The sequence below is a fragment of the Stenotrophomonas maltophilia genome, from assembly GCF_002799245.1.
In the GTDB taxonomy this organism is placed as follows: Bacteria; Pseudomonadota; Gammaproteobacteria; order Xanthomonadales; family Xanthomonadaceae; genus Stenotrophomonas; species Stenotrophomonas maltophilia_S.
Map to the genome: position 1 here is coordinate 386,049 of NZ_NEQV01000001.1, position 22,676 is coordinate 408,724.

Sequence of the window (22,676 nt, forward strand, 5' to 3'; positions counted from 1 at the left end):
ACCACCCCATGAAGGCCTATCTCTGGTTCTGGGGGGCGTTCCTGCTGTTCTTCGCGTTGCCCTTCCCCTGCATCCTTTACTTCGGCGCATCGTGGCCGGTGCAACTGGCCGACCGCAGCGCGCCATGGCTGGCCCTGCTGCTGCTCGCCCTGTCACTGGCCCTGTGGCTCGCATTGCTGCTCGCCTTCCTGCACTACCTGCTGCTGGGCCCGCCGCGCGCCCTGCATCGGGTGCGTTCGATCCTGGCCGATGGCGAACCACGTGATGCATTGATCGAACAGGCCGGGCAGACCGGCGTGCACGTGCGCGGCTTCGCGCAGTGGAAGCTGCAGCTGGGCTTCCAGAACCTGTCCGGCACGCCGATCAACGAACAGATGCTGGTGGTGGACAGCAAGCCGCAGCTGCAGCGTTTCGTTGTCGGCAAGCGCATCGAGGTGCGACTGGGCCGGATGCCGGGCGCTTTCCCCAATGTGGTGCTGGAGGGCGCCCAGCCCGAACTGGATGTCGCCAGCCTCTGGCGCCGCGGCGTCGGTGCAGTCATCGGCATCGTCGCGGTTGCAGGTGCCTACGTGTTCACCTATCGGCTGCAGAGCGAGGGCCTGGGATGGACCTTCCTGTCCTTCGGCCATCCGCTGCTGGTGTGCCCGCTGGTGCTGGGCGGCTATGCGCTGGGCCTGCGCCTGCTGGGCCGCGTGCTGCAGGCCGATGCACGCGGTGACGCGCTGAAGTATCGCGGCATCGGCGTGGAGGCGAAGGTGCTGAAGCTGCGCCAGACCGGAACCTACCTCAACGAGCAGCCGCAGGTGGAGTTCCAGCTGGAGTACATCGACCGCGAAGGCGGCGTACAGCAGGTGAGCGTGCGCCGCTTCATCCCGCTGATCGAGCTGGCCAACCTTCCACGCGAGCAGGTCACGCTGCTGTACGACCCGGAAGATCGCGGCAACGTTCGCCTGGAGGGTGTATGAGGCAGCCGCCCTCGACCCGACTGGTGTTTTCCATGGTGCTGCTGGTGCTGGCCGGCGTCGCCGTGGCAGGAGGGACACTGCAGACCCTGGGCGAAACGATGGGCCATTCGGTGCAGGCCGATCGGTTGCCGCCTTTCATTTCGTCGCAGCCGTCGCGCGAGCAGCCCGCATCGCTCGCACCCGGCGTCAGCGTGGCTGCCGGACCGCAGCCTGCGCCGATTCCCACGCGCGGCAACCGGCTGTTCGATGCCGACCATCTGCTGGCCGCACGCCAGGCACTCGAAGATTTGCCGGCACTGGCCGGGCATCGATTGACGGTGTTCCACAGCATCCACTTCTACGACGATGGCCGGATCAATCTGGACCTGGTCGATCCGCAGCAACCGTCGCGCGTGGACAGCTATCACTTCGAGCGTGGCCAGTGGCGCAAGGGCGAGCCGGTCGATCCACAGCGCTTCGCGCCCACCATCACCCTGCGCCGCAGCAGCACGGCGCTGGCCAACATCGATTTCGAGGCGGTACCACGCGTGGCCCAGGCACTGCAGGCGCAGCGCAATGCATTGATGGGCACACCGGGCGAAGTCGGCCACGTCTATGTGATCGTGCGCAAGGGCGGCACCCTGGCCTGGCTGCCGGACGAGGTTGCCGGTGATCACCAGTCCGCACGCCTTCAGTTCGACGCACAGGGCACCCTGCACACAATCAAAAAAGGGGACGGAGGGGATTAAGTCGTTTATGCCGTGGTGCCGTCTGCGACTTAATCCCCTCCGTCCCCTTTTTGCTGTTTCACCGAGCGGGCGATGGCGTATTGCGCGCCGTAGTAGGTGGACAGCACCAGCAGGCTGGCCAGCGGCAGGCCGCCGGCGAAGCGATCCCAGGCCAGCAGCGAATCGCTGGCGACGAACAGCAGCGCGCCGGCGGCCGCCCAGCGCGCACTGCTGGCTTCCGCGGCACCGGGCCTGGGCCGGCGCCACTGGCGTGCCAGCGCCAGCACCGCCATCGAGGCCAGCACCACCACGTACGCCAGCACCGGAATACGCATCGGTGCGGGCAGGTGCGGCCACAGGCCAAGCACATTGAGTACAGCGAACGCGCCGAGCAGGACACTGGCGGCGAGCAGGCCACGCCCGGCACGCAGGCCATCGCGGAAGGCGACGATGTAGCAGAGGTGCGCCAGCAGGAACGCGACCAGCCCGGGCACGAACGCATCCATCGGCAACATCAGCGCGATATCGCCCGCGCACGACAGCAGCATGCCGGCCAGCACCGCGCGCCGGTAGAACGGCTGCGCGGGATCACGCACCCGCCATGCGATGGCAGCGATCAGCAGCGTGGTCACGGGCTTGGCCAGCCAATGCAGCCAACGCCCGTCACCGTGCAGGAACGCGCCGATGATGGCGAGGATCGCCATCAGCAGGATCAGGCCATCGCGGGCGCGCAGCTTCATCGTGCCTTCCACAGCTCTGCGAGGCGGTCAGGCTTGCCGGCAATTCGCTCCAGCACCGGGTACTGCAGGCCACCGTGGTAGGCGATGTTCATCGTTTCGATGCGGTCGAACTGCTTCACCAGCAACACGATCGGCGCCTTGTCCTTCGCCGCCGCAGCCACCGCATCCTTCAGGCGCTGGCTGCTGTACTCGCGCCCGCCAACCGCAATCACCTTCATCCCCGGCGCCAGGCCGGCATTGAAGGCCGGGCTGTCCCAGATCACGTCGCCGACCACGCCGCTGTCGAGCACGGTCGCACCCAGCGAATACGCCAGCAGCGCTGCCTTTGCGCGCTTTTCCTGCGCCTTGTAGGCGTCGTTCGGAGTATCGCGGTAGGCCAGCTTCCAGCCTGCCAGTTCCAGGCCACCGGTCAACGCACCGTGGCCGTCCAGGCGACCGCGCAGGAACGTCGCCCAGTCATACGGTGCGATGCCGTTCAAGGTCGCGACCACGTCGTCGAAGGTGTACGGATTGACGTCCCAGTCGCCGTTGCCGACCCCGAAGAAGGCGCGCGCGAAATCGTCCAGGCTGCGCCGGTTGCCACTCAGTTCGCGCAGCTTGCCCTCCACTTCCAGCCACAGCATCTGCCCGCCGGAGTAGTAGTCCTCGCTCATCTGGTAGTTGCGGTAGGGCAGCGTGCGGCGCTGCGCGATGGTCGGGTCGTTGGTGGTGTCCTGCAACGGCCGCCAGGCCAGGCCCGGGCGGCCGCGATCATAGGTCGCGGCCACATTGGCCAGCATGTCGCGCGCCTGCGTGCTCGACCACAGTCCCGAGCGTGCCGCCAGCACCTGCCCCCAGAACTGGGTCTGGCCTTCGTATACCCACAGCAGGCTGTCGCCCATCGGCGTGTTGAAGTTGGCGGTGGCCAGATCGGCACCGCGGCGGTACTTGCCGTTCCAGGAATGGGTGTACTCGTGTGGCAGCAGATCGCGCATCCAGGCGTTGCTGTCCCACTCGGTGAAGTAACCCGGGTCGGCGCTGTTCTCGCTGGAGCGGTGATGCTCCAGGCCGATGCCACCGAGGCGGTCGGTCAATGCCAGCAGGAATTCATAGTGGTTGTAGTGGCGCGCGCCGTAGAGCTTGTCGGCCTGCTGCACCAGCGCGCGGTGCATCGTGATCTGCGCCTCGCTCGGCTTCAGCGACTTGGCGTCGTCGGCGAACACATTGAGGTGCACCGGCACCTTCGCGCCCGGATCGAGATCGATGCGTTGGTAATGTTCGCCGGCGAACAACGGCGAATCGACCAGGTGGTCATAGGAAATCGGCTTGAACACCACGGTGTCGCCGTCGCGGCGCGCGGTCTCCAGGGCCGTGGCAAACGACCAGCCCTTGGGCAGGGTCACGCTGGCCTGCGCCTGCAGGTTGCGTGCATCCACCCCGGCCGGGTACAGCGAGTTGGCGTTCCACTGCAGGTTGAGCATCTCCGGGGTCATCACCACCCGGCCCTGGCTGCCGCCCTGCGAGGACAGGAAATCGAAGTGAGCGACAATCTCGCCGACGCCCTCCGGCACGTCCACCTTGAAGGCATAGACGTTGTACTGGTCGCGCTGCCAGGCCAGCGGCTTGCCGTTGGCGGTAACGCGCAGGCCGGCCAGCTTGTCGATCGGGCCGGTGGGCGAATGGTTGCCGGGAATCCACTGCGGGTACAGCAGGGTCATCGGGCCGGGCTTGGCCGGCACGGTGGCGGTCACCTTGAAGATGCGCCGGGCCAGGTCGCGCGCGTCCACATCGATGCGCAGCAGTCCGGGAGCCGTGGCATTGGCCGGCGGCGAGGCCTGCGCCAGCGCAGGCGAGGCGGCCAGCGCGAACAGCAACGACATCGCCAGGGCTCGGGTCTTCATCGGGCAACTTCCAACAACGGAGAATCCTCCGATGCTAGGCGTGTGCAGCGTCCGGCCCCATGGCCGAAGGTCATGGGTGGATGGGGTCCGTGCCAAAAAGCGTGCGAACCAAGGTTCGCACCCACCTTGTGCAGGTTCGCAACCACCAGGCCCGGTCAGTCGACCAGGCGCAGTCGCAGCTCCTTCGGCAGCGCGAACACCATCGATTCCGGTTCGCCGTCCAGCTCGCCCACGCCAGTGGCGCCCAGCTCGGCCAGGCGTGCCAGCACGCCATCGACCAGCACCTGCGGCGCCGAAGCGCCCGCAGTGACGCCAATGTGCTGCTTGCCTGCCACCCACGACGGGTCGATCTCGTGCGCGCCGTCGATCAGGTACGACTCCACGCCTTCGCGACGGGCCAGCTCGCTCAAGCGGTTGGAGTTGGAGCTGTTCGGCGAGCCGACCACCAGCACCAGGTCGCAGCGCTTGGCCAGATCGCGCACGGCGTCCTGGCGGTTCTGCGTGGCGTAGCAGATGTCGTCGTTCTTCGGGCCCTGCATCGCCGGGAAGCGCTCGCGCAGCGCATCGATGATGCCGCGCGTGTCATCCACCGACAGCGTGGTCTGGGTGGTGTAGGCGAAGTTTTCCGGCTGGTTGATGTGCAGCGTGGCGACCTGCTCGACGTCCTCGACCAGGTAGATCTGGCCGGTACCGGCTTCGCGGTTCCACTGGCCCATGGTGCCTTCCACTTCCGGGTGACCGGCATGGCCGATCAGCACCACGTCACGGCCGGCACGGCAGTGGCGGGCGACTTCGAAGTGGACCTTGGTCACCAGCGGGCAGGTGGCGTCGAACACCTTCAGGCCACGACGCTCGGCTTCCTGGCGCACGGCCTGGGACACGCCATGCGCACTGAAGATCACCGTGTTGTTGTCCGGCACTTCGTCGAGCTCTTCGACGAAGATCGCGCCGCGCTGCTTCAGGTCGTCGACCACGAAGCGGTTGTGCACCACTTCATGGCGGACGTAGATGGGCGCGCCCAGCGTTTCGATCGCGCGCTTGACGATCTCGATCGCACGATCGACACCGGCACAGAAACCACGCGGGTTGGCGAGCAGCACATCCATCAGTTCAATCTCCCGGCAACGGCCGGCTTACGGTTTCGGATTGGCATTATCCGCCTTTTTGGCGGACTTGCCGTCGAACAGGCCAAACAGGGCGATGCCGATGGCACCCACCACGATGGCCGAGTCGGCGATGTTGAACGAGGGCCAGGTATAGCTGCCCACGTACCACTGGATGAAATCGACCACATGACCATGCACCTGGCGGTCGATCACGTTGCCGATGGCACCGCCGATGATCAGCGCATACGGCACCGCGGCCTTCCAGTTGCCGCGGGCGGTACCGCGCAGCCACCAGGCCATCAGCCCGCTGATGGCGATCGCCAGCGCGGTGAAGAAGTACTTCTGCCAACCACCGGCGTCGCTCAGGAAACTGAACGCCGCACCGGTGTTGTAGGTGCGGTACCAGTTCCAGAAGCCGTCGATGACCACCACCGGCTGGAACTCCGGCAGGCTCGACAGCACCCAGGCCTTGGACCACTGGTCCAGGCCGATGATGGCGGCCGACAGCAGCAGCCAGACCAGGGCGTTCGGATGCGGACGTGCGGCGCTCATCAGAACCAGCTCCGCACTTCGCCGGCGCCGGTGATGTTGCTCACGCAGCGGCCGCACAGTTCCGGATGGTCGGCGTTGCTGCCGACGTCGGCGCGGTGGTGCCAGCAGCGCACGCACTTGGCCTTGGTGGTCGGCTGGGCGCTGACGAACACCTCGTCGGTGGTCGCCGGGCGCACCTGCACGTCGCCACTGATGAACAGGAAACGCAGTTCATCGGCCAGCGGCTGCCAGCGCGCGGCCTGCTCTTCACTGGCGGCGATGGTGATCTCCGCTTCCAGTGCGGCACCGATCGCGCCGTTGGCACGCATCGGCTCGAGCACCTTGGCCACCTGCTCGCGCACGGCCAGCAGCTGGTCGAAGTCGGCGGCGTTGAGCTGGGCATCGGCCGGCAGCGGCGCGAGGCCGTCGTACCAGGTGGTGAACAGCACGTGGCCGGCATGCTCGCCCGGCAGGTAGCTCCACAGTTCGTCGGCGGTGAAGGTCAGGATCGGCGCAACCCAGCGGGTGAACGCTTCGGCGATGTGGTACATCGCACTCTGTGCCGAACGGCGACCGTGCGAATCGGTCGGCATCGTGTACAGGCGGTCCTTGGTCACGTCCAGGTACAGCGAGCCCAGGTCCACGCTGCAGAAGTTCAGCAGCAGCTGCACGATCTCGGCCATGTTGTAGCCATCGTAGGCGGCCTTGATCTTCTCCTGCAGCTCCCACGCGCGATGCACGATCCAGCGGTCCAGCGCGACCATCTGGTCGAGCGGCTGCAGGTGCCGGGCCGGATCGAAGCCGTCCAGGTTGCCGAGCAGGAAGCGGGCGGTGTTGCGCAGGCGACGGTAGGCGTCGGCGTTGCGCTTGAGGATCTCCTGCGACAGCGACATCTCGTTGCTGTAGTCGGCCGAGGCGATCCACAGGCGCAGGATGTCCGCGCCCAGCTTGTTCATGATGTCCTGCGGCTCGATGCCGTTGCCCAGCGACTTGGACATCTTGCGGCCGTGCTCGTCCACGGTGAAGCCGTGGGTCAGGCACTGCTTGTACGGCGCACGCTTGTCGATCGCCACGCCGGTCAGCAGCGAGGACTGGAACCAGCCGCGATGCTGGTCGGAACCTTCCAGGTACAGGTCGGCCGGCTTGCCGAAGCCACGCGCGGCGAGCACGCCTTCATGGGTCACGCCCGAATCGAACCAGACGTCGAGGATGTCGGTGACCTTCTCGTAGTCGGCGGCTTCAGTGCCCAGCAGTTCAGCGGCATCCAGCGAGTACCACACGTCGATGCCCTCGGCTTCGACACGGTCGGCGACCTGCTGCATCAGCTCCACCGAGCGCGGATGGATCTCGCCGGTCTGGCGATGGGTGAACAGTGCGATCGGCACGCCCCAGGTGCGCTGGCGCGAGATGGTCCAGTCCGGGCGACCGTCGACCATGCTCTGGATGCGCGCCTTGCCCCAGGTCGGGAACCAGCCGACGGTGTCGATGGCAGCCAGCGCATCGTTGCGCAGGTTGGCCTTGTCCATCGAGATGAACCACTGCGGGGTGGCGCGGAACACCACCGGCGTCTTGTGGCGCCAGCAGTGCGGGTAGCTGTGGCGGATCGGGTGGAACGCCAGCAGCGCGCCGTTGTCGCGCAGCACGCCGACGATGGCCTCCTGTGCCTTCCACAGGTGCTGGCCAGCCAGCACAACGTCACCGGCCGGCGGCGTCGATTCCAGGTACACGCCACGGCCGTCGATCGGGGTCACCTGGCCGGCGTTGTACTTGTCCAGCAGGCCGTACTTCTGGCTGACCACGAAGTCTTCCTGGCCGTGGCCGGGCGCGGTGTGCACCGCACCGGTACCGTCCTCGTCGGAGACGTGGTCGCCGTTGAGCACCAGGATCTCGCGTTCCGGGTAGAACGGATGCGCCAGCAGCTGGTTTTCCAGCGCCGCGCCGCTGGTTTCACCGTGCAGCACCAGCTCGGCCACGCCGTAGCGCTGCAGTGCGCGCTCGGCCAGGGCCGCCGCCAGCACCAGCCAGCGACGCTTACCGTTGTGGGCCGGGCCCTCGGCCAGCACGTAGCGGATGTCCGCGCCCAGCGACACCGCCAGCGAAGCCGGCAGCGTCCACGGGGTGGTGGTCCAGATCGGCACGGCCACTTCGACGTCGGCCGGCACGCTCACGCCGAACGCCTGGCCGATGGCCTGCGCGTCGCGCGCGGCGTAGGCCACGTCGATCGCCGGCGACTCCTTTTCCTGGTACTCGATCTCGGCCTCGGCCAGCGCCGAGCCACAGTCGAAGCACCAGTACACCGGCTTGGCGCCACGCACCAGGTGGCCGTTGGCCACGACCTTGGCCAGCGCGCGGATCTCGTTGGCTTCGAAGTCGAAGCTCAGGGTCTTGTACGGGTTGTCCCAGTCACCGGTCACGCCCAGGCGCTTGAAGTCCACGCGCTGGATGTTGATCTGCTCTTCGGCGAACTCGCGGCACTTCTGGCGGAATTCAACGGCGTCGAGCTTGGTGCCGACCTTGCCCCACTTCTTTTCGACCGCGATCTCGATCGGCAGGCCGTGGCAGTCCCAGCCCGGCACATAGGGCGCATCGAAGCCGGCCAGGTAGCGCGACTTGACGATGATGTCCTTCAGGATCTTGTTGACCGCGTGGCCCAGGTGGATGCGGCCGTTGGCGTACGGCGGGCCGTCGTGCAGCACGAACAGCGGGCGGCCGGCGGCGTTGTCGCGCAGCTGCTGGTAGAGCCCCTGCTCTTCCCAGCGCGCCAGAATGCCCGGCTCGCGCTTGGGCAGATCGCCGCGCATCGGGAATTCGGTGGCTGGCAGGTTCAGGGTGGTCTTGTAGTCCTGGCTCACGCAGTGGCTCGCAATCTATGTTCGGAAAGGATGGCGCGCGCCTGTTCGGCGTCGCGGTGCATCTGGTCGGTCAGGGCCGCCAGATCATTGAATTTCTCTTCGTCGCGCAGCTTGGCGACGAACTCCACGTCGATGTGGCGCCCGTACAGGTCGCCCTGGAAATCGAACAGATGGGCTTCCAGCAGCGGCTCCACGCCCTCCACCGTCGGCCGGGTGCCGAAACTGGACACCGAGGGCCAGGGCTGGTCGAACACGCCGTGCACCCAGGTTGCGTAGATGCCCGACAGCGCCGGGGTCTTCGGGAACCGCAGGTTGGCAGTGGGGAAGCCCAGCGTACGGCCGAGCTGGCGCCCGCGCACCACCCGCCCGCTGATCGCGTACGGACGGCCGAGCAGGTCGCCGGCACGGCTGAAGTCGCCGTCCTGCAGCAGCTGGCGGATGCGGGTGCTGGAAATGCGCTCGCCGTGCAGGTCGACCGCTTCGATCTCACCCGCGCTGAAGCCCAGTTCGGCACCCATCTTCTGCAGCAGGGCCAGATCGCCACGACGGCGGTTGCCGAAGCAGAACTCCGGCCCGATCCACACTTCGCGGGCGCCCAGCCGGTGCACCAGCAACTGGCGCACGAAGGTCTCGGCCGGCATCGCCGCCATCGCTGCATCGAAACGCAGCAGGCCGATCGCATCGACGCCGAGCTCGCGCAGGATCTCGACCTTGCTGCGTGCCAGGGTCAGCCGCGGCGGCGGCGTGCCCTGGGCGAAAAATTCACGCGGCAGCGGCTCGAACGCCACGGCCACGGCGGCCACGCCCAAGGCGCGCGCGCGGGCAACCGCGTGGCGCACCAGCGCACGATGGCCCAGGTGGAGGCCGTCGAATGCACCGATACAGACCACGCTTCCGTTGGGGAACAGCTCCCCGCCCTCGACGCTTCTGAACAGCCTGCTCATCAACTCTCGTTCCGGCCCGATCGGGGCCGCCGCTTCAATGGTGTAACCCTGAAGTATAGCCGCCACAAGCGGTGATCAATGCCCGCGCAGGTCGCGCGGGCGGAAGCCCATCGCCACCATCGCCACCGCGTAGGTCGCGCCACCGCCACCGACCAGCAATGCCAGGGCGCCGATCCGCTCCCACACACTCATCGCCGAGAAGCCCGGCAGCCAATGCAGCAGGGCCAGCAGCACGCCCATCATGGCCGCGCAGGCCAGCAACAGGCGCAGCAGGTAGCCGCCCCAGCCCGGCCGGCGCTGGTAGACATCGGTCTTGCCCAGCCAGTACCAGAGCAGGCCCAGGTTCAGGTAGCTGGACAACGCACTGGCGATGCCCAGTGCCAGGTGCAGGCCCGGCTGCTTGCCGACGGCCGCCATCACGCCCTGCGCCTTCAGCTCGTCCGGCACCATCACCTGGTACAGCACCGCCAGCAGGATGAAGTTGAACACCATGTTGGCCACCAGCGCGGCCACGCCAGCGCGCACCGGGGTCTTGGTGTCCTGGCGGGCATAGAAGGCCGGCAACACCACCTTCAGCAGGGCGAACGCCGGCAGGCCGAAGCTCAGGCCGTACACCGACAGCGCGGTCATGCGGGTATCGAAGGCACTGAACTGGCCGTGCTGGAAGATGGTCGCGATCAGCGGCTCGGCCAGCAGCAGCAGGCCCAGCATGGCCGGCACCGAGATCAGCAGGGTCATCCGCAGGCCCCAGTCCAGCGAGCGCGAGAAGCCCTCGCGGTCGGTGCTGACATGGTGGCGGGCCAGTGCCGGCAGGATCACCGTGCCCAGGGCCACGCCGAACACGCCCAGCGGCAGTTCCAGGAAGCGGTCGGCCAGTGACAGCCAGGACTGCGAGCCATCGGTCAGCTTGGCCGCGATGACGGTGTCCAGCAGCAGGTTGATCTGCGCCACCGAGGAACCGAACAGGGTCGGCACCATCAGCGTCATCACCTTGCGCACGCCCGGATGGCTCCAGCCCCAGCGTGGCAGGGTCAGCAGGTTGATGCCCTTCAGCGAGGGCAGCTGGAACAGCAGCTGCAGGATGCCGGCAGCCAGCACCGCCCAGCCCAGCGCCAGGATCTGCTTCTCTGGAGTGCCGCCCAGCCGCGGCGCCAGCCAGAGCGCACCGGCGATCATGCACAGGTTGAGGATGACCGGGGTCAGCGCCGGCATGGCAAAGCGCTGGAAGCTGTTCAGCGCGCCGCCCGCCAGCGCGGTGAGCGAGACGAACAGCAGGAACGGGAAGGTCAGGCGGAACAGGTCGACCAGCAGCCCCTGCTTCACTGGGTCGGTATCAACACCGCTTGAGAAGACCGAGGCCAGCTGCGGCGCGAAGATCAGCGCCAGCGCGGTGACCAGCATCAGCACCCCACCCAGGGTGCCGGCGGTCCGGGCCATCAGCTCGCGCAGCTCGGCATGGCTGCGGGTTTCCTTCACTTCCGTGAACACCGGCACGAAAGCGGTGGCGAAAGACCCTTCGGCGAACAACCGGCGCAGGAAATTGGGTACCCTGAAGGCGACCCAGAAAGCATCAGTGATGGCGTTGGTGCCGAACGTGGTGGTCACCACGAAGTCCCGGACAAGTCCGAGAACGCGCGAGACCATGGTCATGCTGCTGAACGACAGCAGGCCCCGCAACAACTTGGGTGAACTCACTCAGCGTCCCTCTTGACAATCGACTTGACGTGCATTTCTTACGCCATCATACTAGCTAGCTTGCTGTTCCCATAACACCGATTTTTTCAGGAAACCACCACCGTGGCCAATATCAAGTCCGCCAAGAAGCGCGCCAAGCAGACCGTCGTGCGCAACGCGCGCAACGTGGCTCAGCGCTCGATGCTGCGCACCGCTGTCAAGAAAGTGATCAAGGCGCTGGACGCCAACGATGCCGCCGGCGCCGAAGCCGCCTTCGCCGTTGCCCAGCCGATCCTGGATCGCTTCAGCGCGCGTGGCCTGATCCACAAGAACAAGGCTGCCCGCCACAAGAGCCGCCTGAACGACCGCATCAAGGCCCTCAAGGCCGCCTGATCCGGCGTTGCCGCCCTGCCCCTCGGGGTTGGGCAGCAGACAAAAGCCCGGCCTCGGCCGGGTTTTTTGTTGCCTGCGATCCGGGATCGCGGCGGCGACCGGGCGATCCCCGGGGTCAGATCCCTTTTCCACAGGAAAAGGGATCTGACCCCAGTCCGCGCGTCCAGCAGCCAACAAAAAACCCGGCCGAAGCCGGGTCTTTCGCATGGAACCCCAACGGCATTACTGCGCGTTGCGGGCTTCCAGCTCATCTTCCTTCTGGCGATCGAAGAAGGCCATGATCCGGCTCATGATCGGGAAGGTACCTTCGCGGCCCAGCGCCGAGACCAGGAACCACGGCTCCTTCCAGCCCAGCTCGGCGACGATCTGCTCGGCCGCAGCCTGCGCCTCGTCCTCGAACATCAGGTCGGCCTTGTTCAGCACCAGCCAGCGCGGCTTGTTCAGCAGCTCCGGATCATGCTTCTCCAGCTCGCGCTCGATCGCACGGACCTGCTCCACCGGCGAAATGCCTTCCACGCCGCCTTCCATCGGCGAGATGTCCACAAGATGCAGCAGCAGACGGGTGCGCTGCAGGTGGCGCAGGAACTGCGCACCCAGGCCGGCACCATCCGCCGCACCTTCGATCAGGCCCGGAATATCGGCGATCACGAAGCTGCGGTAGTTTTCCACCTTCACCACACCCAGGTTCGGGTACAGCGTGGTGAACGGATAATCGGCCACCTTCGGCGTCGCCGCCGAAACGGCGCGGATCAGGGTGCTCTTGCCGGCGTTGGGGAAGCCCAGCAGGCCGACGTCGGCCAGCAGCTTCAGCTCCAGCTTCAGCGTGCGCTCTTCGCCCGGCTCGCCCGGCAGCGCCTGGCGCGGCGAGCGGTTGGTCGAGCTCTTGAAGTGCATGTTGCCCAGGCCGCCGCGGCCACCCTGGGCCACCAGCAGACGGTCGTTGTGCTGGGTCAGGTCGCCGATGACTTCATCGGTGGCAACGTTGATGACCACGGTGCCGACCGGCACGGTGATGGTCAGGTCTTCGCCGCCCTTGCCATAGGCCTGGCGGCCCATGCCGTTCTCGCCACGCTGCGCCTTGAAGATGCGGTCATGACGGAAGTCGACCAGGGTGTTCAGGTTTTCGTCGGCGCGGATGTACACGCTGCCGCCTGCACCGCCGTCGCCGCCGTCCGGGCCGCCGAGCGGAATGAACTTCTCGCGACGGAAGCCAATGCAGCCGTTGCCGCCGTTGCCGGCGAACACTTCGATTTCTGCTTCGTCTACCAGTTTCATTGTTTCGATGCCTGCGATGGGCGCGGCCTGCCGGCCGTCACCTTGAATGTTATGCCTGCCGATGGCCGGCAGCCCGGCCTGGCCGGTCTTGCTTCCACTCTAACGAAAAGCCCCGCCGAAGCGGGGCTCTCCATGCAGCGTGCTCTACATCCAGCACAACCATGCCGGGGCACGGGTGCCGGCGATGCCTGGATCAGGCGTCGGCCGAGACGATGCTGACGGTGCGACGCTTCTTGGCGCCCTTGACCGAGAACTCCACCTTGCCGTCCACGAGGGCGAACAGGGTGTGGTCACGACCCAGGCCAACGCCCGAACCCGGGTGGAACTGGGTGCCGCGCTGACGCACGATGATGTTGCCGGCTTCGATGGCCTGGCCGCCGAAGATCTTGACGCCCAGGTACTTCGGGTTGGAGTCGCGACCGTTGCGCGAGGAGCCTACGCCCTTTTTATGTGCCATGACTGCTTCTCCTGATGCTTAGCCGGCGATGCCGGTGATCTCGATTTCGGTGTAGTACTGACGGTGACCCTGACGCTTCATGTGGTGCTTGCGGCGACGGAACTTGATGATCCGGACCTTGTCAGCACGACCCTGGGACAGGACCTTGGCGGTGACGGCAGCGCCCTTCAGCGCATCGCCCAGCTTCACGCCGTCGCTGTCACCCAGCATCAGGATGTTGTCAAACTTGATCTCGCTGCCGACTTCGACTTCGAGCTTTTCAATGCGGAGCTTTTCGCCCTGCGCCACGCGGTATTGCTTACCGCCGGTGACCAGTACTGCGTACATGACCAGGCCTTCCTCTGTAGTTATTGTGGTCTGAGCTGCCGCCATCGAGGGCGGACAGGAGCGGAATTGTACGCAGATCAGCCAGCGCGGGTCAAGTCAACCCCTGAACGATCCGGGAGGCCCTGCCGGAACGGGGTCAGATCCCTTTCCACGTTGTGAAACGGGATCTGACCCCTGCCTGACGGCCTGTCTCACAAGGTGAGACACCGGGCTGGCATTGTCGCCCATTGCCCCCATCTGGTCACCTCGGTAGGCTGACCGATTGCCGTTCCCTGCTGGCCCGGCACCCAGCCAACGCCCCCACAACCGGATCCCCCATGGCGATGGATTTCATCCGCATCCGCGGCGCGCGGACGCACAACCTGAAGAACCTCGACCTCGACCTGCCCCGCGACAAGCTGATCGTGATCACCGGCCTGTCCGGCTCGGGCAAGTCCTCGCTGGCGTTCGACACCATCTATGCAGAAGGCCAGCGCCGCTACGTCGAGTCGCTTTCGGCCTATGCGCGCCAGTTCCTGAGCGTGATGGAAAAGCCGGACCTGGACCACATCGAGGGCCTGTCCCCGGCGATCTCGATCGAGCAGAAGTCGACCTCGCACAACCCGCGTTCGACGGTCGGCACGATCACCGAGATCTACGACTACCTGCGCCTGCTGTACGCACGCGTCGGCACCCCGCGCTGCCCGGACCACGGCTACCCGCTGGAAGCACAGACGGTCAGCCAGATGGTCGACCAGGTGCTGGCCCTGGACCCGGAACAGCGCTACATGCTGCTGGCCCCGGTCATCCGCGACCGCAAGGGCGAGCATGCGCAGGTGTTCGACCAGCTGCGCGCGCAGGGCTTCGTGCGCGTGCGCGTGGACGGCGAGCTGCATGAGATCGATGCGGTGCCGCCGCTTGCGCTGCGCCAGAAGCACACCATCGAAGCGGTGATCGACCGCTTCCGTCCGCGCGAGGACATCAAGCAGCGCCTGGCCGAGAGCTTCGAGACCGCGCTGAAACTGGGCGACGGCATGGCCTCGGTGCAGAGCCTGGACAACGCCGAAACCGCGCCGACCCTGTTCTCGTCCAAGTATTCCTGCCCGGTCTGCGACTACTCGCTGCCGGAGCTGGAACCGCGCCTGTTCTCGTTCAATGCGCCGATGGGCGCCTGCCCCGGCTGCGATGGCCTGGGCATGGCCGAATTCTTCGATCCTTCGCGCGTGGTGGTGCACCCCGAGCTGTCGCTGGCCGCCGGTGCAGTGCGCGGCTGGGACCGCCGCAATGCCTACTACTTCCAGCTGATCGCCTCGCTGGCCAAGCACTACAGGTTCGACGTCGACGCGACATGGAACTCGCTGCCGCAGAACGTGCAGCAGGCCGTGCTGTACGGCAGTGGCGATGAAGCGATCACCTTCACCTACTTCACCGAGGCCGGTGGCCGCACCCAGCGCAAGCACCGCTTCGAGGGCATCATTCCCAACCTCGAGCGCCGCTACAAGGAAACCGAATCGCCGGCGGTGCGCGAAGAGCTGTCCAAGTACATCAGCGAACAGCCGTGCCCGGAATGCCATGGCGCGCGCCTGAACAAGGCTGCACGCAACGTGTTCGTGGCCGACCGCCCGCTGCCGGACCTGGTGGTGCTGCCGATCGACGAGGCGCTGAAGTTCTTCAGCGAGCTGAGCCTGCCCGGCTGGCGTGGCGAGATCGCCTCGAAGATCGTCAAGGAGATCGGTGAACGCCTCGGCTTCCTGGTCGATGTGGGCCTGGATTACCTGACCCTGGAGCGCAAGGCCGACACCCTGTCCGGTGGCGAGGCGCAGCGCATCCGCCTGGCCAGCCAGATCGGCGCCGGCCTGGTCGGCGTGATGTACGTGCTCGACGAACCCTCGATCGGGCTGCACCAGCGCGACAACGAACGCCTGCTCGGCACCCTCACCCGCCTGCGCGATCTCGGCAACACGGTCATCGTGGTCGAGCATGACGAGGACGCGATCCGCCTGGCCGACTACGTGCTGGACATCGGCCCGGGCGCGGGCGTGCATGGCGGCGAGATCGTCGGCCAGGGCACCCTGCAGGACATCCTGGAGGCACCGCGCTCGCTGACCGGCCAGTACCTGTCGGGCAAGCGCGCGATCGAGATCCCGGCGCGCCGGCACAAGCCGAACCCGAAGATGACCCTGCACCTGCGCGGGGCCAGCGGCAACAACCTGAAGGGCGTGGACCTGGCGATTCCGTCGGGCCTGCTGACCTGCGTGACCGGTGTTTCCGGCTCGGGCAAGTCGACCCTGATCAACGACACCCTGTTCTCGCTGGCCGCCAACGAGATCAATGGTTCCTCGCACCCGATCGCCCCGTACAGGGAGATCGATGGCCTGGACCTGTTCGACAAGGTGGTGGACATCGACCAGTCGCCGATCGGCCGCACCCCGCGTTCGAACCCGGCCACCTATACCGGCCTGTTCACCCCGCTGCGCGAACTGTTCGCACAGGTGCCCGAAGCGCGTGCACGCGGCTACTCGCCAGGCCGCTTCAGCTTCAACGTACGTGGTGGCCGCTGCGAAGCCTGCCAGGGCGACGGCCTGATCAAGGTCGAGATGCACTTCCTGCCGGACGTGTACGTGCCGTGCGATGTCTGCCATGGCAAGCGCTACAACCGCGAGACGCTGGAGATCCTCTACAAGGGCTTCAACATCAACGACGTGCTGGAAATGACCGTCGAGGATGCGCTGAAGCTGTTCGAGCCGGTGCCGTCGATCGCACGCAAGCTGGAAACGCTGGTCGACGTCGGCCTGAGTTACATCAAGCTGGGCCAGAGCGCGACCACGTTGTCCGGTGGCGAAGCGCAGCGCGTGAAGCTGTCCAAGGAACTGTCGCGCCGCGATACCGGCCGCACCCTGTACATCCTCGACGAGCCAACCACCGGCCTGCACTTCCACGACATCGAAGCGCTGCTGGGCGTGCTGCACAAGCTGCGCGACGAAGGCAACACGGTGGTGGTGATCGAACACAATCTGGATGTGATCAAGACCGCCGACTGGATCGTCGATCTGGGTCCGGAGGGCGGCCATCGCGGTGGCACCATCCTGGTCACCGGCACGCCGGAAGACGTGGCGGCCTGCCCGCAGTCGTACACCGGCCAGTTCCTGGCCCGCATGCTGCCTTCCACCAGCGCGCGCCCGGACCAGCCCGCCGCCGTGGCCAACAAGCCCGACGCCCGCCCGCCGCGCAAGGTGAAGCCTGAAAAGGCCGAAAAGCCGGCGAAGAAGGCAGTCGCCGCCAAGAGCACCGGCAAGACCAGCAAGACCGCTACGGCCAGCAAGAAGAAGAAGGACGCCTGATGAGCAGCGAACACAAGATCCTGGCCCGCATCCCGATCAGCGTGCGCTGGCGTGACATGGACAGCATGGGCCACGTCAACAACGCCAAGTACATTTCCTACCTGGAAGAAGCGCGCGTGCGCTGGATGCTGGGCGTGGACGGCGTATCGATGACCGACCGCATCGCACCGGTGGTGGCCGCGACCAACGTCAACTACCGGCTGCCGATCGTGTGGCCCAACGACATCCTGGTCGAACTGTTCGTCGAGCGCCTGGGCAACAGCAGCGTGACCATCGGCCACCGCATCGTCGACCAGCAGGATGAGTCGAAGCTGTATTCCGACGGCAACGTGGTGGTGGTCTGGATGGATACGCAGACCGGCAAGAGCGCGCCGCTGCCAGACGCGATCCGCAACGCGTCCACCTGAAATGCCCCGGTAGGTGCCGACCTTGGTCGGCACGCTTCGGCCGTAATGAGGTTGCCGGCCAGCGGCCGGCATTACCCACACTGTTCAAAGGACTGACATGATCCACCAGACGGAACTGCGCGACCTGCTGCCCGGCATGGTCCCCTTCCCCACCGACGTCTTCCCTGCCGACCAGGCCTGGCTTGGCCAGCACCTGCTACCACTGCTGAAGATCGACCTGGGCGTGCTGCGCCCGGAACTGGCCGGCCAGGTGGCGACGATGCTGTGCCCGATCGAGCCGTATGACGGCTGCATCGGCGAGACCACCGAAGAACACCACAACGATTTCACCGGCACCAACTGGATCGCCTTCGAACTGACCGCCGGCAACGAGATGCGCTTCCTCGGCAACGAGGGTTATTTCATCGGCGAGGCGGTGCAGGACAAGGACGCGCAGGAACACATCGCGCAGATGCGCGAGAGCTACGCCAAGGCCCGCGACTACCATGCCACGCACGGTCGCCTGGCCTGCTATTCGCGCTACGGCAAGGGTGAAGCCAGCGAGCGCGATTACCTGGATACGCTGGGGGGCCCGATCGGTTTCGGCAACTGGACCGAGACCGCGGAGATTCCCGCCGCCTTCGGGCTGGGCTTCACCGAGGCGGCCGATGACCCCGACGCTGCGGACGATGCCGAAACCGTGATCATCACCCGCAATGGCAACAAGTTCTTCGCCGTGGCCGACGTAGCCGGCTACAACTGGTGCGCCACCGGCGCCGACGCGATCGTGATGCTGTACGAGCCGGAAAGCCGCACGGTGCTGTTCTCGTACGACTGGTCGTAAACCCCCGTGGTAGTGCCGGCCGCTGGCCGGTATTTCCTGTACAGCCGGCCAGCGGCGGGCATTACCCGATCGTCATTTCGCGGTCCTGCGCACGGTCAGCGCCGCGCTCGCTTCGCCACCGCCTTCCAGCTGCAGCCGCAGCGGCAGCACCTGCCCTTCCTTCAACGCCGCCTTCCCCTGCATCAGCATCAGGTGCAGGCCACCGGGCTTGAGCTCGGCACGCGCCCCGGGTGCCAGCGGCAGACGCTCGATCGCGCGCATCCGGCTGACCCCGTCGACGATCGTGGTCTCGTGCAGCGACACATCACCAAAGCCGCTGCTGGCCGCGCCGGTGATCGCCACCGCCTTGCTGCAGCCGTTGCGGATCACACCGTAGCCCGCGGTCATCGGCATCGCCGGATTCGGCGGCAGCCGCGCCCAGCCCTGCTCCACCGTGACGCAGCCGGGTTCCGCCGCAGCGGCCGATGCTGCGGCCGCACACAGCACCAACAGTACGCCAACGAATGGTTTGGTTATCATCGCCCAGGTTCCTTCTTCGCAACGAGACCGCAGCATGACGACGCTCATCGAGGTGATCAACCATGGCCCCATCCGCGAACTGCGCCTGGCGCGGCCGCCGGTCAACGCACTGGACACCGAACTGTGCCGGCAGTTGATCCACGCCATCGAGCTGGCCATGGCCGAAGACGCGCACGGCATCGTGCTGTCGGGCAGTGAGCGCATCTTCACCGGTGGCATGGACGTGCCGCACCTGCTCTCGCATGGCGATGACAAGCACAAGCTGTTGGACACCTGGAACGCCTTCTTTGGCGCCGTGCGCACACTGGCCGAGAGCCGCATCCCGGTGGTCGCGGCGATCACCGGCCATGCGCCGGCCGGCGGTTGCGTGCTGGCCCTGTGCTGCGACTACCGGGTGATGGCGCGCAGCGCCGATCCGTCGCGGCCGTATGCCATCGGCCTGAACGAAGTGCAGGTCGGCCTGATCGCACCGGAGGGCATCCAGCGCCTGCTGCGCCGAGCGGTGGGCGTGCACCGCGCCGGCGTCCTGCTGACCACCGGTTCGCTGGTGCCGGCCGAACAGGCGCTGCAGATCGGCCTGGTCGATGAACTGGCCGAAGGCGACCTGGTGGTGGCGCGTGCCGTGGCCTGGCTGCAGAACCTGCTCAAGCAGCCGCGGCAGCCGATGCTGCTGACCCGCGCCATCGCCCGCGCCGACCTGCACGTGGCGCTGCAGCCGGACCTGATCCAGCTCGACCGCTTCGTCGAGGCCTGGTTCGCCCCGGACGCGCAGAACGCCCTGCAGGCCCTGGTCGCCCGCCTGGGCAAGTAAGCGGTAGTGCCGGCCGCCGGCCGGCAACCACAGGCGCCCCGGGAGGATTGCAGCACAGGGGTCGGATCCCTTTCGCCAAGCGAAAGGGATCCGACCCCTGACCGGTATAATCAGGCCCTCTTTCACTGCTGTGGCCGCCCCCTTGAACGACACGCCCGAACCCGTCGTCTCCGAGCTGATCGACCTGCTCACGCTGGAGCGGCTGGAGGACAACCTGTTCCGCGGACAAAGCCGCGACATCGGCACCAAGTACGTGTTCGGCGGGCAGGTGCTGGGCCAGGCGCTGGCCGCAGCGCAGGCCACGGTCGACAACGGCCGCCACGTGCACTCGCTGCACGCCTACTTCCTGCGCGCCGGCAACATCGACCACCCGATCGTCTACGACGTGGACCGCACCCGCGATGGCGGCAGCTTCTCGGTGCGCCGGGTCACCGCGATCCAGCACGGCAAGGTGATCTTCTTCTGCGCGGCCTCGTTCCAGCAGGCCGAAACCGGCGCCGAGCACCAGCACAAGATGCCCGAAGTGCCGCAGCCGGAAGACATCGAACCGAACCGTCCGCTGCCGGCCGAAGTGCTGGAGCGGCTGCCGATCAAGGTGCAGCGCTGGCTGTCGCGCGGCGGCCCGTTCGAGTTCCGCCACGTCTACCCGCGCGACGAACTGAACCCGCCCAAGCGCCCGCCCTACCACCAGGTGTGGCTGCGCCTGAGCGAGCCCGTCGGCGATGCGCCCGAACTGCACCAGGCACTGCTGGCCTACGCCTCAGACTTCCACCTGCTGGGCACGGCGACATTCCCGCATGGGATCAGCTACTACCACCCGCATGTGCAGATGGCCTCGCTCGACCACGCGATCTGGTTCCACCGCCCGTTCCGCGCCGACGACTGGCTGCTGTACTCGCTGGACAGCCCCAGCGCGCAGGATTCGCGCGGCCTGGCCCGCGGCCAGTTCTTCACCCGCAATGGCGTGCTGGTGGCCAGCACCGCGCAGGAAGGCCTGATCCGCGTGGTTCCCGACCAGGCAGCGGCCGCCGCCGTGCCGGCCAAGGATTGATCCGATGCGCCAGATCTTCAGCAGCCAGCGCGTGGAAACCGTCGAAGGCGTGGCCGAGCTCCTGCGCGGGCACGGCATCGACGTCAAGGTGACCAATGGGCGCTCGTACAAGACCCGCCGCCGCGGCCAGTTCAGCTACACCGACCTGGGCAACGCCAACGCCTACCCGGCGGTGTGGATCGTGCGCGCCGACGACCAGCCGCGTGCGCGCGAGATCCTTCGCGAGGCGCGCCTGCTCGACACCACCCGCCGCGACCATCCGACCGCCGAGTTCGCCTTCCGCGATGTGCCGGAGCAGGCCGGTGGCGGCCGCAGCTGGGCCTGGCGCATCCGCATCGCCCTGCTGGTGGTGATCGCCGGCGTGGCGCTGGTGATCGGCCTGCGCCACCGCGGCGCCCCGCCGCCGCCTGCTCCTACCCCGCAGGCCCAGCCGCAGCAGGCGCAGCCGGCCCCGCAGGCGGCACCGGAAGAGGAAGAAGTGCGGGTCCGCATCCAGCCCTCGAAATGAAAAAGGGGACGGAGGGGATTAAGTCGTTTGTGCCCCACGTGCCGCAAACGACTTAATCCCCTCCGTCCCCTTTTTGCGGTCACATTGGGCGCGCGGCTCCGTCATGGGACACAATCCCAGCAGGAGAGCCGCCGCCATGACGACGTTCGCCGCATCGATCGACCAGACCCTGGAACGCGAACTGCCCGCCGCTGCCAGCGGTTGCCAGCACGCCTATGGACGCATCGTGCTGGCCTGCCAGAACACGGTCACCGCCATCGCGCTGGCCATCACCCGCGACCGCCAGGCGAGCGAGGACATCGCCCAGGAAGCCTTCGTGAAGGGCTGGCAGCAGCTGCACCAGCTGCGCAGCTCGACCAGCTTCCTGCCGTGGCTGCGGCAGATCACCCGCAACCTGGCCCGCGACTGGCTGCGTGCGCAGCGTGGCCGGCCGCTGACCGGCGAGGCGGCCGAGGTTGCGCTGGGCATGGCCGCCGACCCGGCCCCGGGCGCAGCTGACCGGCTGCAACGGGTGGAAGAGGAGATCGCCGCCGAGGACATCATCTCCACCCTGCCTGCCGACAGCCGCGAAGTACTGTTGCTGTACTACCGCGAAGGACAGCGCTCGCAGCAGGTCGCCGATCTGCTCGGGCTCAGCGATGCGGCCGTGCGCAAGCGCCTGTCGCGTGCACGTGCCCTGGTGCGCGAAGGCCTGCTGCAGCGCTTCGGTGAATTCGCCCGCAGCAGCGCGCCGAGCGCCGCATTCGCCACCGCCGTGGTGTCGATGGTCCTGGTGGCCGCACCCGGCACCGCCAGTGCCGCGGTCCTGCTCGGCACCGGTGTCGGCATCGGTGGCAGCAAGCTCGGTCTCGGCGGCGCCAGTGTTGCCGGCGGCACCGCGATGGGCTCATTGACCGCCACCCTGGGCCAGCTGCATGTGCTGCCGGCCGAAAGCTGGGGTGCGGTCATCGGCGGCGTTGCCGGCGGAGCGATCGGCAGCTACCTCGGCGGGCGCTTCCTGATGTCGTATACCGAGACGGAAGCTGAGCGCAGCCAGGTCCGCCACTTCCTCTACCTCAACATCATCACCGGCATGGTCTGGTGCCTGGCGATCCTGCTGGCGGTCATGCTGCGGGCACCGGTCTGGGGGCAGCTGCTGGCGCTGGCGGTCGGCCTGGTCGTGGTCAATTACCAGTGCCTGGTGACGCTGCAACGGGTAATGGCACCGATGATCGTGCGTGACTCGGCGCGTCGCGGACGCAGCGGAACCAACTGGAAGTACGAGTCCATGTACGGCCGCACCGGCATCATCGCCATGAACCTGATGGTCATCGCGCTGGTGCTGTACTCACTGCTGCGCGGCGGCGGCCTGTAACGGACAACGCCGGCAATGCGCCGGCGTTGTCG

Annotated in this window: 21 protein-coding genes; 10 read left to right on the top strand and 11 right to left on the bottom strand. The window is 66.9% G+C overall.

Translation table 11 applies throughout. From position 1 onward, the window contains the following. Positions 1–8 precede the first annotated feature (8 nt). Positions 9–965: a hypothetical protein gene (locus B9Y64_RS01800; RefSeq protein WP_100439267.1), complete on the top strand. Its 957-nt coding sequence runs from the start codon at positions 9–11 to the stop codon at positions 963–965. Further along, positions 962–1,693 (top strand): hypothetical protein, encoded by a 732-nt coding sequence (locus B9Y64_RS01805; RefSeq protein ID WP_100439268.1) that lies wholly within the window; start codon positions 962–964, stop codon positions 1,691–1,693. The genes B9Y64_RS01800 and B9Y64_RS01805 overlap by 4 nt, the downstream gene beginning before the upstream one ends. A 29-nt stretch (positions 1,694–1,722) precedes the next feature. Here B9Y64_RS01805 and B9Y64_RS01810 read toward each other — a convergent pair whose 3' ends face one another. From B9Y64_RS01810 to murJ, 7 genes are all read right to left on the bottom strand, one after another. Beyond that, positions 1,723–2,412 (bottom strand): lysoplasmalogenase, encoded by a 690-nt coding sequence (locus B9Y64_RS01810; protein WP_100439269.1) that lies wholly within the window; start codon positions 2,410–2,412, stop codon positions 1,723–1,725. Further along, positions 2,409–4,292 (bottom strand): M61 family metallopeptidase, encoded by a 1,884-nt coding sequence (locus tag B9Y64_RS01815; RefSeq protein ID WP_100439270.1) that lies wholly within the window; start codon positions 4,290–4,292, stop codon positions 2,409–2,411. Before B9Y64_RS01815 ends, B9Y64_RS01810 begins: the two co-directional genes overlap by 4 nt. Positions 4,293–4,447: 155 nt before the next feature. Next, positions 4,448–5,398: a 4-hydroxy-3-methylbut-2-enyl diphosphate reductase gene (gene ispH / locus B9Y64_RS01820; protein WP_100439271.1), complete on the bottom strand. Its 951-nt coding sequence runs from the start codon at positions 5,396–5,398 to the stop codon at positions 4,448–4,450. Between the two features lie 27 nt (positions 5,399–5,425). Then, complete coding sequence (gene lspA / locus B9Y64_RS01825) at positions 5,426–5,950, bottom strand: signal peptidase II (protein ID WP_075675042.1); 525 nt, start codon at positions 5,948–5,950, stop codon at positions 5,426–5,428. Then, entirely contained in the window at positions 5,950–8,781 is a 2,832-nt protein-coding gene (gene ileS / locus B9Y64_RS01830) for an isoleucine--tRNA ligase (RefSeq protein WP_100439272.1), read from the bottom strand. Before ileS ends, lspA begins: the two co-directional genes overlap by 1 nt. Next, positions 8,778–9,725, bottom strand: coding sequence for a bifunctional riboflavin kinase/FAD synthetase (locus tag B9Y64_RS01835; protein WP_100439273.1), 948 nt, complete (start codon positions 9,723–9,725; stop codon positions 8,778–8,780). Before B9Y64_RS01835 ends, ileS begins: the two co-directional genes overlap by 4 nt. A gap of 75 nt (positions 9,726–9,800) precedes the next feature. Beyond that, positions 9,801–11,405 (bottom strand): murein biosynthesis integral membrane protein MurJ, encoded by a 1,605-nt coding sequence (gene murJ / locus B9Y64_RS01840; RefSeq protein WP_100439274.1) that lies wholly within the window; start codon positions 11,403–11,405, stop codon positions 9,801–9,803. Between the two features lie 117 nt (positions 11,406–11,522). Between murJ and rpsT the strand changes: the two genes are divergently transcribed. After that, positions 11,523–11,792: a 30S ribosomal protein S20 gene (gene rpsT, locus B9Y64_RS01845; protein WP_005408560.1), complete on the top strand. Its 270-nt coding sequence runs from the start codon at positions 11,523–11,525 to the stop codon at positions 11,790–11,792. 222 nt (positions 11,793–12,014) lie between these two features. Here rpsT and cgtA read toward each other — a convergent pair whose 3' ends face one another. The 3 genes from cgtA to rplU form a co-directional block, all read right to left on the bottom strand. Then, complete coding sequence (cgtA, locus tag B9Y64_RS01850) at positions 12,015–13,067, bottom strand: Obg family GTPase CgtA (protein ID WP_075675046.1); 1,053 nt, start codon at positions 13,065–13,067, stop codon at positions 12,015–12,017. Between the two features lie 193 nt (positions 13,068–13,260). Further along, on the bottom strand, positions 13,261–13,524 hold the full coding sequence (gene rpmA / locus B9Y64_RS01855) for a 50S ribosomal protein L27 (RefSeq protein ID WP_005415704.1): 264 nt from the start codon (positions 13,522–13,524) through the stop codon (positions 13,261–13,263). Positions 13,525–13,542: 18 nt separating this feature from the next. After that, a complete protein-coding gene (gene rplU / locus B9Y64_RS01860; protein ID WP_005408557.1) occupies positions 13,543–13,851 on the bottom strand; it encodes a 50S ribosomal protein L21 in 309 nt (102 codons plus the stop codon). Positions 13,852–14,168: 317 nt separating this feature from the next. Here rplU and uvrA point away from each other — a divergent pair, with 317 nt between their 5' ends. The 3 genes from uvrA to B9Y64_RS01875 all read left to right on the top strand — a co-directional run bounded on the left by uvrA (position 14,169) and on the right by B9Y64_RS01875 (position 18,401). Further along, complete coding sequence (gene uvrA, locus B9Y64_RS01865) at positions 14,169–17,171, top strand: excinuclease ABC subunit UvrA (protein WP_100439275.1); 3,003 nt, start codon at positions 14,169–14,171, stop codon at positions 17,169–17,171. Then, on the top strand, positions 17,171–17,578 hold the full coding sequence (locus tag B9Y64_RS01870; protein WP_100439276.1) for an acyl-CoA thioesterase: 408 nt from the start codon (positions 17,171–17,173) through the stop codon (positions 17,576–17,578). The genes uvrA and B9Y64_RS01870 overlap by 1 nt, the downstream gene beginning before the upstream one ends. A 97-nt stretch (positions 17,579–17,675) precedes the next feature. Continuing rightward, a complete protein-coding gene (locus B9Y64_RS01875; RefSeq protein ID WP_100439277.1) occupies positions 17,676–18,401 on the top strand; it encodes an enolase in 726 nt (241 codons plus the stop codon). 72 nt (positions 18,402–18,473) lie between these two features. On the opposite strand, the gene B9Y64_RS01880 is transcribed toward B9Y64_RS01875, so the two are convergent. Further along, on the bottom strand, positions 18,474–18,920 hold the full coding sequence (locus B9Y64_RS01880; RefSeq protein ID WP_100439278.1) for a copper chaperone PCu(A)C: 447 nt from the start codon (positions 18,918–18,920) through the stop codon (positions 18,474–18,476). A gap of 34 nt (positions 18,921–18,954) precedes the next feature. Between B9Y64_RS01880 and B9Y64_RS01885 the strand changes: the two genes are divergently transcribed. From B9Y64_RS01885 to B9Y64_RS01900, 4 genes are all read left to right on the top strand, one after another. Further along, entirely contained in the window at positions 18,955–19,731 is a 777-nt protein-coding gene (locus B9Y64_RS01885) for an enoyl-CoA hydratase/isomerase family protein (RefSeq protein ID WP_010483336.1), read from the top strand. 130 nt (positions 19,732–19,861) lie between these two features. Beyond that, a complete protein-coding gene (gene tesB, locus B9Y64_RS01890) occupies positions 19,862–20,782 on the top strand; it encodes an acyl-CoA thioesterase II (protein WP_004148214.1) in 921 nt (306 codons plus the stop codon). A gap of 4 nt (positions 20,783–20,786) precedes the next feature. Continuing rightward, a complete protein-coding gene (locus B9Y64_RS01895) occupies positions 20,787–21,290 on the top strand; it encodes a pathogenicity-like protein (RefSeq protein WP_100439279.1) in 504 nt (167 codons plus the stop codon). 136 nt (positions 21,291–21,426) lie between these two features. After that, a complete protein-coding gene (locus tag B9Y64_RS01900; RefSeq protein ID WP_100439280.1) occupies positions 21,427–22,644 on the top strand; it encodes an RNA polymerase sigma factor in 1,218 nt (405 codons plus the stop codon). Positions 22,645–22,676: the final 32 nt, after the last annotated feature.